Source organism: Clostridium ihumii AP5 (assembly GCF_000612845.1).
Taxonomy (GTDB): domain Bacteria; phylum Bacillota; class Clostridia; order Clostridiales; family Clostridiaceae; genus Clostridium_J; species Clostridium_J ihumii.
On record NZ_CCAT010000085.1, the window covers coordinates 121,322 to 135,780 of the forward strand.

Sequence of the window (14,459 nt, forward strand, 5' to 3'; positions counted from 1 at the left end):
CTAATCCACGGACGGATTAGCTGTTGCACAAGACAAGGACGTCGATTAAACAGGTAGTCTTTAAAATTAAATTAAAAGATACTTACAGCTTCTTTGAAATTTTCACAGAATAGCGTTTTAAATTTCTTCATTATTAATATTTTCCATTTTATTCTTGTGTATATATTCTACATAATTATGGTATAATTCTAAAATAGAAATTAAGAATTCCGTAGTGGATGGCTACGGGGGTTTTGACCGTTTTATCCCCCTTGGACTATTGGTGATATTTCATCATAGTTAGGGGGTGGTATTGGATATGCTAGAATTAATTATAAAAGGCTTTTTCGCTATTTATATTATAAGATTAGTTTTAAAACATAATCTTTTCATTCATTATTTAAAGATTTCAATAAAATTTATTGGTCTTGATATTGAGATTAAGAGCAAAGAAAAAAGTGCCCCATCCTTCAAAGAGTAGCACTTTTTCTAGAAATTAATATTTAATTAAATTCATCCAATAGCCCTAAAACAAAATAAATGTTCTAAGACTTAGCTTAGTGTTGACGCACTAAGCTTTTCTTATTTATATTATATCAAATTTTTATAAAAAATAAACATAAATAATTTTTTAATATTTAACACCCCTATAAATTTGAATTTACTAATTAGTTAAAAAGTAAAAATAAAGAGTGAAAAATTAATGAATAAATTCAGCAAAGCTGAATTTGAATATATTTAAAAAGAAATCCTTTAGGATTTTCACCTTAACTCTTCACTTTTCTCTCTTACTTCTTAACTCATATACAAATTCCTATTTACCTTTCACTTTAAATTTAATGTAACACAATTTGTAAATTAAATTTTACTTATGATACGGTTCTCTATTTCTTATTCTAAATTAACCTACTTTAAAACTTTCACTTATATATTTTTAAATTTTTTGTATTACTTTTTTATTTTTATAATGAAAAATTTAAATAAGTTATTCATTGAAAATTGAAATAGAAGCTGTTATATATTTTTATTCTATTTTTAAGACCTAATCCAAGGATGGATTAGCTGTTGCACCAGACAAGGATGTCGCTTCAACAGGTAGTCTTTAAAATTAAATTTAAAGATATTTACAGCTTCTTTGAAATTTTCACAGAATAGCGTTTTAAACTTTTTTATTATTTGGATTTCTAATTTTATATTTTTACATAATGGTAATGAATATAAATAGTTTTATGTATATGACACTCTAAAGTATTTATATAATTATACTAAATATAGTTTTTTCATCATTACTCTTTACGCTTATACTTCCATTATGCTTATCAATTATTGTTTTGCATATAGCTAAACCTAAACCATTTCCTTCTATTTTATTATCTTTTTTCTCTATCCTAAACATTCTATCGAATATATTATTTATATCGTTCTCATCAATTTTTTCGCCAAAGTTAATAAAATCTATTTTTGCTTTCCCATCATGATTTTTAATATTAACTTCAATAACTTTACCATCCTTGCCATACTTTATTGCATTGCTAATAATATTTGCAAAAGCTCTAGCCAATAATATGGGGTCTGCTTCTACTAATATTTTTCTATCTTCTGCTTTCACTCTATATTCCATTTGATTTTCTTCAAAAGTTGGTATAAACCCAACAACAACTTGTTCTATCAATTCACATACATTTATATTTTTTATATTTAATCTACTATCACAATTTGATATTTTTGTAAATTCAAATAATTGATCTACTAATATCTTGAGCTCAGTGGCTTTTAAATATGCTATTTCTGAATAATGTTCCAATTCTTCTTCATTATTATATTTTTTGTTTTTTATAATGCTCAAAAATCCAATTATAGAAGTTAATGGTGTTCTTAAGTCATGCGAAATATTCGTAATTAAATTGTTTTTGTTTTCTTCCCATTGTCTTTCTTTTTCCATGAATTGTTTAATACTCTCTGACATTTTATTTATATCTTTTGCCAAAACACCTAATTCATTTTGAGATTTAATTGGAATATTTATTTCTAAATTTCCAGAAGAAACAAGTTTAACATTTCTACTAAGATCATTTATATAATCAGTTATTTTATCCATTCTTTTTATAAAAATAGCTATCATATTTATTACAAATATACTAAATAATAAAAAAACAAAACTCACCATGAATTTGTTATTTGAATTATATTCACTAATAAACTTATTGTATAAACTTACATCAGCATACTGCATTATTAAAATCCCAATAAATAATAAAGAAAAAGTTCCTACAAAACTTAATATTACAGATATTATTAAATTAAATATTATATCAAATTTAATACTTTTACTCATCAATCTTATAACCTACTCCCCATACAGTTTCTATTATTTTAGGTTGTTTAGGATCATATTCTATTTTTTCCCTTAATCTCCACATATGAGCCATAACAGTATTATTTCCATCGAAATATTTTTCCTTCCAAATGCTCTTAAATATTTCTTCTGAATCAAATATTTTACCTCTTTCTGTTGCAAGAAGCACTAATATTTTATATTCAGTTGGCGTTAATTTTACCTCTTCTCCATAAGCATATACCTTATGATTTCTCTTATTAATTGTTAAATCCTTAACTTCTAATACATCCTTATTATCTTCAACTTTATTAGCACCACATAAATAAAAATATCTTCTTATTTGTGCTTTTACCCTTGCTAATAATTCCATGGGATTAAAAGGTTTTGTTATATAGTCATCTGCTCCCATAGAAAGTCCATTTATTTTATCCATATCCTGCGATTTAGCACTTAACATTATTATTGGTATGTTATATTTATTTCTTACTTTCATGCATAATTGTAATCCATCAACTCCATGCATCATTATATCGAATATAGCTAATTGTACATCTTCATTATCTATTATTTTTAATGCATCTTCCCCATTACTTGCCTTTAAAACGTTATACCCATCATTTTTAAGATATACTTCTATAAGTTCAAGTATTTCTATTTCATCATCAACAATTAAAATGTTGTACATAATATCTCCTCTTTTCTCTAGTTCATCATGATTATACACCTATTTATATCTTAAACCCAAGAAAATTGAAGTGATACATTTCTAATCCAAACACCAAATTAGCTATTGATACTATCACATAAAAAAGCTTTACTTTTACCTTAACATTACATTTTGCAAGTATACCTATTGTATATATAATAGACATAATACTTAAAATAGTAGCTACTACTATACATCCCAATAATATATATAATAATGAGATAAAAGATGAATCATTAATTAATATAATTGAAACTGCTAATATTACACTTCCATAAAAACCCATAATACTTAGAAATGATATAATACAATTACATATATTTAATCTTTTTATTTCTTTAAAGTCCTCATTTTCTTGCTTTTTTACTAGTCTTTTCACACACCTAAACAATGATCTAGATATTACTATTAAAAAAATCACTGTAGAAAAAGCTAGTAAAACTATATTTAATTCTCTGCCTTGATATAAATTTATTTTTTCATACGCATTATGACTTACATCATTAAATGCATATATAACCTGTCCTTTTTCATCAAGTCTAAATGCAAATTTCCCCTTACCATCTTCCCTAGCAAACACACCATCATCAGTTTCTACAAGCTTTGTTACATTTTTTTCTTTTGCATTAGTATATTCCTTTAAACTTAAAGTACCATCTTTATTATCCACTATTTCCATATCCATAGTAGGATCAAATAGATATCCAATTTTCATAATGTTACTTTTTGAAATTCCATCATAATTTCTATAAATACCACTATACTTGCTATAATCTTTATAATTTTTAGGTATTATATCTTTATACTCATTGATATTCTCTGTATAAAATTCATCTAAAAAGTCTTCTTCTATATTAAATGGCACTGGATTTAATGAATTAGTTGCTACATAAACACCTAAATTTTGTTTGGGTATTAAAAACATAGTTGTTGTATATCCTGGCAACGCCCCTTCATGCTTTATTATTTCTTGTCCATTTCTATTACTTCTAATAAATCCATAACCCATACCTGAAAAAATATTATCATTTGCAAATTGCTTACTTTGCATTAATTTTGAAGTTTCCACATTCATTATTCTATTACCTTGAAATTCTCCATTATTTAAATGAGCCAACATAAAGTTTTCCATATCCTTTACAGTAGCTACTATTCCTGAAGAACCCGAAGTATATTGATAAGCTAAAGGAACTAATGTATAAGATTTATATGATATTTCATACCCTTTTGCAAGATTATCATTATCTAATCTTACCAATGAATTATTCATCTTAAGTGGATATAATATATTGTCATTTATATACTGTTCATAGCTCATTCCTGAAACTTTCTCAATTATATATCCTAAAATGTTGTAACCTTGATTTGAATATCTACTTACTGTATCTGGCTCTCTAGTTACAATTATTTTATGATTATCAAAATAATATTCTTGCGACTTTATATTATTCTTATCTCTAGTATTCCCATTTATTTCACTTGCTTCATCTACTCCACTTGTGTGTGTTAATAGATTTCTACAAGTTACCTTACCTACAAATTTATTTTCTATTTTATAAGGTGCAATATACTTCTCAACATTTTCATTTAAATCAATCTTACCTTGTTCTGCAAGTTGCATAATGGCAGTTGCTGTAAATAACTTACTTACTGATGCTGCTGGAAATAATGTTTCATCAGGATTAATCACTTTTTTCTCATCTAGATTGCTATATCCATATCCTTTTTTTAAAATTTCTTCTCCATCTTTTACAACAACAACTGCAGCTCCTGGCAAGTTATACTTGTCTATATTTTTTTTAAAGAAATCATCCATAAAATACTCAATATTTTCATGATTTATTTCCATATCATTGCTCAATGCCAAAGTTGGTATACTTATATAAAGACAAAATGTTATACTACAAAGTAATATTAATACACTCTTTCTTAACCTTTGTTTCATTCAAATCACCCTTTCTTTTATAATTTCATTGTAATCTATGGTGATTTTTATTTTTTAACTTTTTTCTTACGAAAATTATACGATTTTTTCTTTCTTAAAATAAACTCAAATTGCTATTCACATAATTATCATAATTCACTTATTTGTTCTAGTAACTTTACTTCTGAACATATCACCTCCTATATTAATTAAATAAAAAATAGTAGCCCCGTCTACAATTAGGCTACTAATTTTTTACTTAATTAAATTATAATACACCTCATTCCAATATAGAAAATTTTATATTATTACAATCAATCTCTGCTAATGCTCCATATGGAATTATCATCATTTTCTTTAACATATTCCGTTAATCCCAATAACCATAAAACAAAATAAATGTAAATAAGAAAGCTTAATGTTGAAGCATTAAGCTTTCTTATTTGCATTGTATTAAATTTTTACTTTTCTTTTATTTTTTTATTTATATTTTTTGCTTCCATTCTATAATAAAAATAAAATCCTCCCCAAATAACAAATGATAAAATTATCATTCCTAATACTGTTATTATCATTGGTAATATTCCATGTTTAATTGGAATCCAGCCTATCCATAATGCTATTAGCAAATAAACTGTTAAGCCTGTCCCCATATGAATTAATACTTTTAATGGCATTGGTATTTTTTCATTATCATAAACTATAGTTGGAACACAAAATGAAATTCCACAAATTATCGATGCTATAGCTTGAGTAATAAATTGACTATTTGTTTCAATAAAAAAAGCATCACTATTTAATGCTGCTATTATCCCACTAATAACAAAAAATGTTGAACCCCAAGCTATTCCAGATAATATCTTCTTTAATATTTTCATAATCATATCCTCCTTATTAAATTCCTAGGTATTTTTTAAAACTTGGCAAATATTTTCTAGATATATATTCTGTATACCCATTTTTAAGTTTAAGGTTCATTACGCCATTAAAGAAAGGTTCTACACTATCAACCATTTTTAAATTTATAAAAGCATATTTTGATATTTGCATAAACCCACTGCCAAGCTGTTCACCTATTTCATACAACCTTTTCTTACTTTTATATGATTTATCCTTAGTGTAAATCATAAGTTCAGTTGCTTCTAACCTTACCATATATATCTCTCGTTTCTGTAAAATTACTATTTTTTCTCCTTCATTCACTGCGATAATTTCTGCATTTTCTTTTAACCTTAGTAATATTTCGTTTATCTCTTCATTTATCTCATTTGTATAAATAACAACATATGCCTGTTCGATGTTCTCGTTTATTTTAATCTCAACCTTAATAGAACTCATCCTCCTTAACATCCTCCTTAAGCTAGCTTATATATTCATTATACTTTTAATTAACTATTAAGTCATAAAGAAACATCTATCATGCAATAATTTAATAGTAAGATACTAAAAGACACCATTTAAATGCTATTTGATATTTTATATATAAAAATAGTTAGTAAAACTTTTATAATTTTACTAACTATTTTTGTAACATTATTTATTAGATTTTCTTTGGAATTTTTATGAATAACCTTTGAAAATTCCCCATTTCTTAAAATAGCATTATTCTAATTTAATATTTGAAAAATGCTATTATTTTTATGTGAGTTGAGAAAGTTTTATGTGCTTTTATTTTTAGATATTAGGAACAAAGTGAGTAATACCTACCTTAATTTTTCACTTTTCACTCTTACTTCTTACTTGGTTCCAATATAAAAATAGAAATAACATGTAACTTTAGTAGTATCATTTGATAAAGAGATTCCTTTGAATTTGAGTTCGGAACCCTATAGATTATTATAAAATGACAAATAAGTCTTCTGGTTTAGTTTCTATAATACTTCTAGCTAATTCTTGTCTCAATGATAATAATTTTTCTTTGTCTTGTATTGTCATAGATATATTTTCTGCTTTACACTTATGAGCTAGTTTAGAATAGTTTATAAACTCACTAGGTATTATTCCTTCTCTTAAATATAATTTTACTAGTTTATCATCATATCCTATTTCAAAATAATATCTTCCACCACCAGGTGCTTTTTCTCCAATCTTAGCATTAGAATACTCACTATCTAATCTTAATTGTCCATGAGTTTTTACACGCATAACCATTTCTACAGCATCTATTATTCCTTTTCCATTTTGTCCTATTCCACTATAAAAAGTAAATTTTCCTCTTTGTGGTATTTCATTACAAAGTTTCGGAAAAGTCATTACCATAATTTTAAATGCTAAAGCTGCTCCACCAATCATTTCTCTACCATGATATTTTAATATATCATCATAAGTTATCTCTATAATATCACTTTCATCTTTTATTATAATTTTTTCTTGTATCACTTATTTCCACCTACTACTTTATGAAAAGTTCATCTGTGTTAACTTCTTTTTCTATCATTTTAGTTTTTAACATGAAGTCTGCTACATTTTGAAATGCCTTATGATCTTCCTCTGTTGTTTCTATATTAAAATCATATTGTTTATACATTTCTTCAACTGCTGATTTATCTAAATCAAGTTCTTTAGAAACTATATCCATAGTTTTGTCATAATTTTCTTCTATGTATTCAATTATCTTAGCTTCAGCCTTCATAAATGTTTTTAGTTCTTCTTTATGCTCATTGTAAAAATCTTCTCTAACAGCAACTGCTATTACTGCATCTGTTAATCCTTGTCCATTAGCAACTAAATTGTATCCTTGTTGTTTTGCTTTGTATGCAGTAGGTCCTGCAAGTAATGCTACATCAGCACTTTTCCCATCTAAAGCAGCTTTTGCATCAGATATAGACATATTCACATAATTAACATCATCTATAGTTATTCCAGCTTTTTCAAGGTATGCTACTAACAATTGATGTAAGTTAGTTCCAACTGGTCCTGCTATAGTTTTACCTTTTAAGTCTTCTGCTGATTTTATGTTTTTATCTAATGAATACATGCAAAATGCTTCTGGTGATCTACTATACATATTTAATATTTTTATATCTGCACCATTTGCAGCTGCTGAAACTATAGAAGTTCCCCCAACAGCATATAAAATATCAACATCTCCTGATGCTAATGCTTGAGTTTGGTCAGCTCCTGATGTTATTTCAGCATATTTAATTGCAATATTCTTACCATTTGCACTGAATTCCTCTTCAAATATATTATTATTTTTTTGTATTATACTTGGTACATTTAAAGGTGATGTTACATGGGTTATTACTAACTCCTCTAAACTTGTTTCTTTTGTTGGTGTACATCCAACCATTGCTGTCATTACTATACCAGTTGCAATTACCGATGCTAATTTTCTTTTTATTGATTTACTTAATTTCATACCTTTTTCCTCCGTTATCTTTGTATCTTTATGTACATATATTTTTTAATTAATTATTTTTAAGTCATTAATTATTTTCTTTTTTAATTCAACAAACTTATAATCTAATAAATCTCTTGAATCATTTTCTTCTTCAATTTCATATTGAGATTTAATAACACCCTTTTCTAAAATTATTATTTTATCCCCAAGAATAAGAGCCTCATCTATACTATGAGTTACAAATAAAATTGAACATCTGGATGTGTTATGAATTTTTAATAATTCCTTTTGCATTTGTTCTCTTGTAAAAAAGTCTAATGCTGAAAATGGCTCGTCCATCATTATAAAATCTGGATCATATGCAAATGCTCTTGCAATTGATACTCTTTGTTTCATTCCACCTGATAATTGTTTTGGATATGCACTATAAAATTTTTTAAGACCTACCATTTCAATAATTTCATTAATTCTTTTATTATCTATATCATTTTTATCTATCCCAAAAGTTATATTTTTTTTTACATCTAGCCAAGGCATTAATCTATCCTCTTGAAATACATAAGCTTTTTTCTTTGAATTATCATCTAAAATTTCTCCTTGATCTAACTTTTCCAAACCTGCTACAAGTCTTAATAATGTAGTCTTTCCACATCCACTTCGCCCTAAAATTACTGTTATCTTATTTGCTTGTATGTTTAAATCAATTCTATTTAGAACTTTTATACTATTTTTTTCAACAGTATAAAACTTACTTACATTTACTAATTTAATCCCATCCATTTTTTTCTGATCCTTTCAAAGCCTTATCAATTATAAATGCAAACATTCTATCTGTTATGTAACCAATTACACCTATTACTAAAATACCAACTATAACCTTATCTGTTCTAGACATTTGCTGAGCAAACAAAATCATATGACCTAAACCAGTTGATGCAGCAATCATTTCTGCACTTATTATGGCTCTCCAACTATAACCTAAACCTATTCTCATTCCAACTAATATATCTGACATAGCATATGGAAGTCTTATCTTAAAAAAACTTCTTGTCTTTGAATATCCATAAATTTTACCAACTTCCAATAATTTTTCATCACAACTTACAAATCCCTTTACTGTATTTAAGTATATTGGGAAAAATGAAGTTAAAACTATTATTCCTATCTTAGTTGTTTCACCTATACCAAACCATAAAATTAGAAGAGATATTAAACTTAGCGGTGGCACATTCTTAAAAAATTGAATTATATTTTCATAATAATCATTACATTTTGGAAGAATAACTCTTATCATTGCTAATACAAGTGCTAATATAGTTGCTATAAAAAATCCTTTTAAAACTCTTATATAACTTATGTAGATATCCTGAAAAATCTCTCCTGATACAATCATTTTAAATAAAACATCTAATACCTTTGATGGTGATGGTAAAATATAAGAATTAACTAGCTCCATCTTAGTGGCTATACTCCATATAAAAACTAGAATCACAATAGAAATCAATGTTTTTATCCATTTATTTTTATTCATTTATTAAAACTCCATCTCCATTGTTACATCCATTTGGACAATAAAGCATCTCAACTAAGTCACTTTCCATATGTAATTTATTTTTAAAGTAATTTTCTATATTCTCTTTTCCTGAAATACTACTAATTTTAACCTCTAAAGATTTAAAATACCCTAATGGAATAGGACTTTCATTGAGTTGTTTTACTTTAAGATTTTCATGGTCCGCTAGATTAGATATGAATTCTTTCCAACTTATAAATATGGTATCTTCTAAATTCTTTTCATTTCCATAAATTGCTAAACTTTCACATGGTGTAGTAATTATTTTTTTCTTTCCCCTTAGTTCCTCTCTATTTGCAATTTCTATACCACAATGTATTAAAATTGGATCAATCTTAGGAATAAAAACATCTTCTTTATTTACATATTTATGAATTGTTTCTATAGCTAAAGGACATCTTTTATCTAAAAAAGTTCTATCTACTCCTTTAAGCTCTTTATTATACTTTTCTTTTACAATCTTATGCCAATCATTTTTAACTTCTACCCTTATGTATCCATTTTTATATAAGACTCTATCTAATTCTTCCTTTATGTACATATTGGCTACAACTGGATTTATAAAAATATATTTCATCGTTTCCTCCTTCCTAATTCAATCATGTATTTTAATATCTTTTCGTTAATATTTACTTTATATTATTTTTTAAATTAACAAATAAAGTATATTACATATGATATTGATAATCAATATCATATGTAAAGTTTGTAATATTAAAAATTTTTAAATAATTAAATTATAATAATATATCTTTATATAAAAATAACTAGTGAAACTTTTATAATTTCACTAGTTATCGTGTAAGTTGACGGTATTTGTCCAATTAAGCATTTTTCTTTCAATATTCCAATTTTAACTACCATTTCATCTATATTTTCATTATAATATATAGATTTATACATCATAGTTTAACCTAAGATAAAATTTGTAAACCTAAACTATTATAACTTTTCTTTCACAATATTAGTTTTTAAATCTTTACTTTAAGTATGTGATAATACTGGAAACATTAGCTTTTCTGTTTCAAATGGAGTTTTTCCTATTGCTCTTATGAATAATGTAGTATCTTCCTCATTTACTAATGATTCTTCATAAGATGATGTGTTTTTAGGTGTAAATCCTAGAATTACTTTTTCAGTTTCATCTAAACTTAATATATTTATAATTTTATCTAAATCTATTTCCTTTGTTGAAAATATATCTTGTATATATAGTTTTTCTTCATCATATTCACATATAGCAATAGTATTATATTCTTCAATATAATATATATTTTCTTTCATATAATCCATACAGTAAAACATTATTAGTGACCTGTTATTTTCCATATTAACTTTGAATAAATTACATTTGTTACTAATAACCTGTAAAAAAATATCTTTATCAAACTTTTCTTCAATATTCATCTTTCTTGCTTTTTCTGTTGTTTTAGTTCTTTCCTTAATTATATTCTTTGAGTATTGATATTCATCACATTTTTTAAACCCAAACTTAGGGTAAAAATCTAATACATTGTCATTTGCAAATAAATATATGCAATCACCTTTATTTTCCCACTCATCTATCACTTTCTCCATTAGTATTCTGCTTAAGCCCCTATTTCTATATTCTTTATCTGTCATAACAGTACCTAGTTGTATATATGTTTTCTTTTCACCATGAATTAAATACTCCATAATACTTACAGATACATTTGCTACTACTTTATCACCATCTAATAAAGAATATGGTATATACCCATCTCCCCAATAACCTTCTTGATACCATTTTTCAAAATTAATTCCAAATGTTTTTTCTGCTAATTCATTAAAACTATTTCTAAAAACATCTTTATTTCTATATCCAACTTCATAAAGATATTTCTTTTTCATAACTTCTATGTAACTACTCATAACTTCCACCCTTTTGCTCTTAAATTTTTTTCTCCTAAAATTGCATTAAATATTGCATCTTATCTACTTTTAATTTTATTTGTAAACCTATTATTACTCAACCTTATAATTTTTTCTTAAATAAAAATAAGCCGTAAGTTTATATCTTACGACTTCTCCTATTATCAATATATATACATATTCATACTATTTTTCATTACTATTTTTTAGACATCTTTCTGTTTTTATTAGACCATCATCATACATAGCAATCTTTTTATCTAGCCTATTTAATGCATTTTGCATTTCTTCTATTTTTTCTGATAGTATCTGTCTCTGTTCAATAAGTATATTCTTTCTAGTATCAATAGTTTCATCACCTTTCTTAAATAATGAAACATATTCAATTAGTACCTCAATTGGGAGTCCTGCACTCCTCATACATTTTATAAACTCTACCCAATTACAGTCTTCTATAGTATAATCCCTAATTCCACTTTTATTACGATTTACATGTGGTAATAATCCAATACGCTCATAATATCTAAGTGTATCTTGAGAAAGCCCAAACTTTTTACTTACTTCTGTAATATTCATATAGTTTCCTTTCTTTCAAATGATTTATATATTTCTTCCCATATTATATGCTATTTCAAAATCTTTACTTTTTCTAACTTCTCCTTTTTTCCATACGCCTGTTCCATATATAACACCATTTTCTGTAGCCCCAGAAAGACAACTAGTAAATCCTCTGAATCCTTCTAATGTTCTTTCTAAAGATTCCTTGCTACTATCTGCTGCTGTCATAATAAAATAAAACTCTTTATTTCTAATTTCAGTATATCTAGGAACAGTTCTATCAATTAATGTTTTCATTTGAGCATCCATTGTGTAAAAATATACTGGAGTTGCCATAACAATTACATCTGATTCAATCATTTTATCTAACACTTCTGCCATATCATCATGCCATACACAAACTTTACTTTCTGCACAACCTTCACAACCTAAACAATAATTTATTTTTCTCTCTCCTAAAAATATTTTTTCTACTTCATGTCCACTTTCTTTTGCACCTTTTAAAAATTGATCACATAAAATATCTGAATTTCCACCTTTTCTAGGACTTGATGATAAAATCAATACTTTTTTACTCATATTTTCTCACTCTTCCCCTCTTTTTATAATAGTTTTTACTTCCATAAAAACAATACCACTTAGAGTTAACTCTAAGTCAATAACTTAATTTATATTTTTTATTTTATTTAAAAATTATTTCAAAGTGATAAAATTAAATTATTAATTTAGTTGTTTGTTCCTATAGGGTTTCAAGTTCAGATTTACAATAATATACTTTTCAATTGATAACTCTAGCGTTACAGGTTATTCTTATTTCTATATTTGAAACTAAATTAAGAAGTAAAAGTGAAAAGTGAATATTTATAGTAGATATTGCTCACTTTGTTCCTAGAAATACCTAAAAAACAAGTTTTTATATTGTTTTAAAATGAACATTTCTTTTGAAAGAAAATATTTATAGCTAAAAATATAGTTTAAAATTGGAGCTTGCTTGCCTATAACTTTATAAGGGGGGTTTTGTTGTGAAACAAATTTATAATTCAAAAAAAGATTGTTGTGGTTGTACTGCTTGTTACAATTCTTGTCCTAAAAATGCAATATCTATGCTAGCTGATTCAGAAGGTTTTTTATATCCATTTATAGATGAAACCTTATGCATAAATTGTGGTATTTGTAAAAATGTATGTCCATTAATTAAAGAAGATAACTTTAAAAATGATAAAGAACCTACTTTCTATGTTGCAAAACATAAAGATACTTCAGTTCTTTCTAATTCCACATCTGGTGGTGCCTTTACAGCTATTTCTGATGTAATACTAAAAGAAAATGGATTAATTTATGGTGTAGACTTTGATGATGATTTTAATATTATTCATACCAAAGCTACTAATGAAAATGAACGAAATCGAATGAGATTTTCAAAATATGCCCAAAGTACTATGAATTCTATTTTTAAAGATGTTAAAGCTGACCTTATTTCTGGTAAAAAAGTCTTATTTACTGGTACTCCATGTCAAATTGCAGGTCTTAGAAGCTTTATTGGAAATAATATTATAAGTAAAAACTTATATACTTGTGATTTAATTTGCCATAGCGTTCCTAGTCCTCTAATTTGGAAAGAATACAAATCATTATTAGAAAAAGAGCATTCTAATAACTTAGTTGAAGTATTCTTCCGTACAAAACAAGTAGATTGGCGTAGGGAAAATAGCAATAAGGGCTTTACATATAAAATTGCTGGTGATAGTAACTACTATACTGACAATAGATTTTATCAACTTTTCTTTAATGAAATGACTATTATGAGACCATCATGTGAAAACTGTCCATATACAGATATTCATCGTGTATCTGATATTACCATTGCCGATTACTGGGGCATAGAAAAATATGATACAGCTTGGTATGACACTAAAGGTGTCTCCTTAATCTCAGTATCTACTGAAAAAGGTCACCAACTTTTAAATGAGGCCTTTAATTTTCTCCATATAGAAGAACGTAATAAAATAGAAGCCTTAACAGAACAAAATAGACTTACTTCTCCAGTTAAATATCCAAACACTAGAGCAGACTTTTGGGATACTTATCATAACTACGGATTTGAATATATATCTAATTATTTAAAGAATAACTATAAATAATTTA

Annotated in this window: 16 protein-coding genes; 2 read left to right on the top strand and 14 right to left on the bottom strand. The window is 26.0% G+C overall.

Annotation, left to right across the window (positions count from 1 at the left end; translation table 11 throughout):
• Positions 1–298 precede the first annotated feature (298 nt).
• Positions 299–460 carry a hypothetical protein gene (locus BN346_RS21855; RefSeq protein WP_162472038.1) on the top strand — a complete coding sequence of 54 codons (162 nt, stop codon included), beginning with the start codon at positions 299–301 and terminating at the stop codon, positions 458–460.
• Positions 461–1,231: 771 nt separating this feature from the next.
• On the opposite strand, the gene BN346_RS18560 is transcribed toward BN346_RS21855, so the two are convergent.
• The 14 genes from BN346_RS18560 to BN346_RS18620 all read right to left on the bottom strand — a co-directional run bounded on the left by BN346_RS18560 (position 1,232) and on the right by BN346_RS18620 (position 12,893).
• Positions 1,232–2,314: a sensor histidine kinase gene (locus tag BN346_RS18560; protein WP_081771075.1), complete on the bottom strand. Its 1,083-nt coding sequence runs from the start codon at positions 2,312–2,314 to the stop codon at positions 1,232–1,234.
• Complete coding sequence (locus BN346_RS18565) at positions 2,307–3,002, bottom strand: response regulator transcription factor (protein ID WP_040330556.1); 696 nt, start codon at positions 3,000–3,002, stop codon at positions 2,307–2,309. Before BN346_RS18565 ends, BN346_RS18560 begins: the two co-directional genes overlap by 8 nt.
• A gap of 43 nt (positions 3,003–3,045) precedes the next feature.
• Positions 3,046–4,968: a serine hydrolase domain-containing protein gene (locus BN346_RS18570; RefSeq protein ID WP_040330557.1), complete on the bottom strand. Its 1,923-nt coding sequence runs from the start codon at positions 4,966–4,968 to the stop codon at positions 3,046–3,048.
• A 440-nt stretch (positions 4,969–5,408) separates the two neighbouring features.
• The gene (locus tag BN346_RS18575) at positions 5,409–5,825 is read right to left on the bottom strand and encodes a DUF3021 domain-containing protein (protein WP_051540518.1); all 417 of its coding nucleotides are present in this window, start codon (positions 5,823–5,825) and stop codon (positions 5,409–5,411) included.
• A 16-nt stretch (positions 5,826–5,841) separates the two neighbouring features.
• Entirely contained in the window at positions 5,842–6,285 is a 444-nt protein-coding gene (locus tag BN346_RS18580) for a LytTR family DNA-binding domain-containing protein (protein WP_242838457.1), read from the bottom strand.
• A 498-nt stretch (positions 6,286–6,783) separates the two neighbouring features.
• Positions 6,784–7,326 (bottom strand): hypothetical protein, encoded by a 543-nt coding sequence (locus BN346_RS18585; RefSeq protein ID WP_040330558.1) that lies wholly within the window; start codon positions 7,324–7,326, stop codon positions 6,784–6,786.
• A 13-nt stretch (positions 7,327–7,339) separates the two neighbouring features.
• Positions 7,340–8,308 carry an ABC transporter substrate-binding protein gene (locus BN346_RS18590; protein WP_040330559.1) on the bottom strand — a complete coding sequence of 323 codons (969 nt, stop codon included), beginning with the start codon at positions 8,306–8,308 and terminating at the stop codon, positions 7,340–7,342.
• Positions 8,309–8,353: 45 nt separating this feature from the next.
• Entirely contained in the window at positions 8,354–9,070 is a 717-nt protein-coding gene (locus BN346_RS18595) for an ABC transporter ATP-binding protein (protein ID WP_040330560.1), read from the bottom strand.
• The gene (locus BN346_RS18600) at positions 9,057–9,821 is read right to left on the bottom strand and encodes an ABC transporter permease (protein WP_040330561.1); all 765 of its coding nucleotides are present in this window, start codon (positions 9,819–9,821) and stop codon (positions 9,057–9,059) included. Before BN346_RS18600 ends, BN346_RS18595 begins: the two co-directional genes overlap by 14 nt.
• The gene (locus BN346_RS18605) at positions 9,814–10,440 is read right to left on the bottom strand and encodes a hypothetical protein (protein WP_040330562.1); all 627 of its coding nucleotides are present in this window, start codon (positions 10,438–10,440) and stop codon (positions 9,814–9,816) included. Before BN346_RS18605 ends, BN346_RS18600 begins: the two co-directional genes overlap by 8 nt.
• 176 nt (positions 10,441–10,616) lie before the next feature.
• Positions 10,617–10,769 carry a hypothetical protein gene (locus tag BN346_RS21815; RefSeq protein ID WP_158644517.1) on the bottom strand — a complete coding sequence of 51 codons (153 nt, stop codon included), beginning with the start codon at positions 10,767–10,769 and terminating at the stop codon, positions 10,617–10,619.
• A gap of 78 nt (positions 10,770–10,847) precedes the next feature.
• Positions 10,848–11,756, bottom strand: a complete 909-nt coding sequence (locus BN346_RS18610; protein WP_040330563.1) for a GNAT family N-acetyltransferase — start codon at positions 11,754–11,756, stop codon at positions 10,848–10,850.
• Positions 11,757–11,942: 186 nt separating this feature from the next.
• The gene (locus BN346_RS18615) at positions 11,943–12,332 is read right to left on the bottom strand and encodes a MerR family transcriptional regulator (RefSeq protein WP_040330565.1); all 390 of its coding nucleotides are present in this window, start codon (positions 12,330–12,332) and stop codon (positions 11,943–11,945) included.
• 24 nt (positions 12,333–12,356) lie between these two features.
• Entirely contained in the window at positions 12,357–12,893 is a 537-nt protein-coding gene (locus BN346_RS18620; protein ID WP_040330566.1) for a flavodoxin family protein, read from the bottom strand.
• Positions 12,894–13,336: 443 nt separating this feature from the next.
• On the opposite strand from BN346_RS18620, the gene BN346_RS18625 reads away from it, so the two are divergent.
• Entirely contained in the window at positions 13,337–14,455 is a 1,119-nt protein-coding gene (locus BN346_RS18625; protein WP_040330568.1) for a Coenzyme F420 hydrogenase/dehydrogenase, beta subunit C-terminal domain, read from the top strand.
• Positions 14,456–14,459: the final 4 nt, after the last annotated feature.

Bases quoted from the DNA above. Each gene is read 5' to 3' on its own strand.
- BN346_RS18580 (WP_242838457.1), bottom strand. From the start codon at position 6,285: ATGAGTTCTATTAAGGTTGAGATTAAAATAAACGAGAACATCGAACAG.
- BN346_RS18600 (WP_040330561.1), bottom strand. From the start codon at position 9,821: ATGAATAAAAATAAATGGATAAAAACATTGATTTCTATTGTGATTCTA.
- BN346_RS18610 (WP_040330563.1), bottom strand. From the start codon at position 11,756: ATGAGTAGTTACATAGAAGTTATGAAAAAGAAATATCTTTATGAAGTT.
- BN346_RS18570 (WP_040330557.1), bottom strand. From the start codon at position 4,968: ATGAAACAAAGGTTAAGAAAGAGTGTATTAATATTACTTTGTAGTATA.
- BN346_RS18605 (WP_040330562.1), bottom strand. From the start codon at position 10,440: ATGAAATATATTTTTATAAATCCAGTTGTAGCCAATATGTACATAAAG.
- BN346_RS21855 (WP_162472038.1), top strand. From the start codon at position 299: ATGCTAGAATTAATTATAAAAGGCTTTTTCGCTATTTATATTATAAGA.
- BN346_RS18620 (WP_040330566.1), bottom strand. From the start codon at position 12,893: ATGAGTAAAAAAGTATTGATTTTATCATCAAGTCCTAGAAAAGGTGGA.
- BN346_RS18590 (WP_040330559.1), bottom strand. From the start codon at position 8,308: ATGAAATTAAGTAAATCAATAAAAAGAAAATTAGCATCGGTAATTGCA.
- BN346_RS18615 (WP_040330565.1), bottom strand. From the start codon at position 12,332: ATGAATATTACAGAAGTAAGTAAAAAGTTTGGGCTTTCTCAAGATACA.
- BN346_RS18575 (WP_051540518.1), bottom strand. From the start codon at position 5,825: ATGAAAATATTAAAGAAGATATTATCTGGAATAGCTTGGGGTTCAACA.
- BN346_RS21815 (WP_158644517.1), bottom strand. From the start codon at position 10,769: ATGATGTATAAATCTATATATTATAATGAAAATATAGATGAAATGGTA.
- BN346_RS18560 (WP_081771075.1), bottom strand. From the start codon at position 2,314: ATGAGTAAAAGTATTAAATTTGATATAATATTTAATTTAATAATATCT.
- BN346_RS18595 (WP_040330560.1), bottom strand. From the start codon at position 9,070: ATGGATGGGATTAAATTAGTAAATGTAAGTAAGTTTTATACTGTTGAA.
- BN346_RS18565 (WP_040330556.1), bottom strand. From the start codon at position 3,002: ATGTACAACATTTTAATTGTTGATGATGAAATAGAAATACTTGAACTT.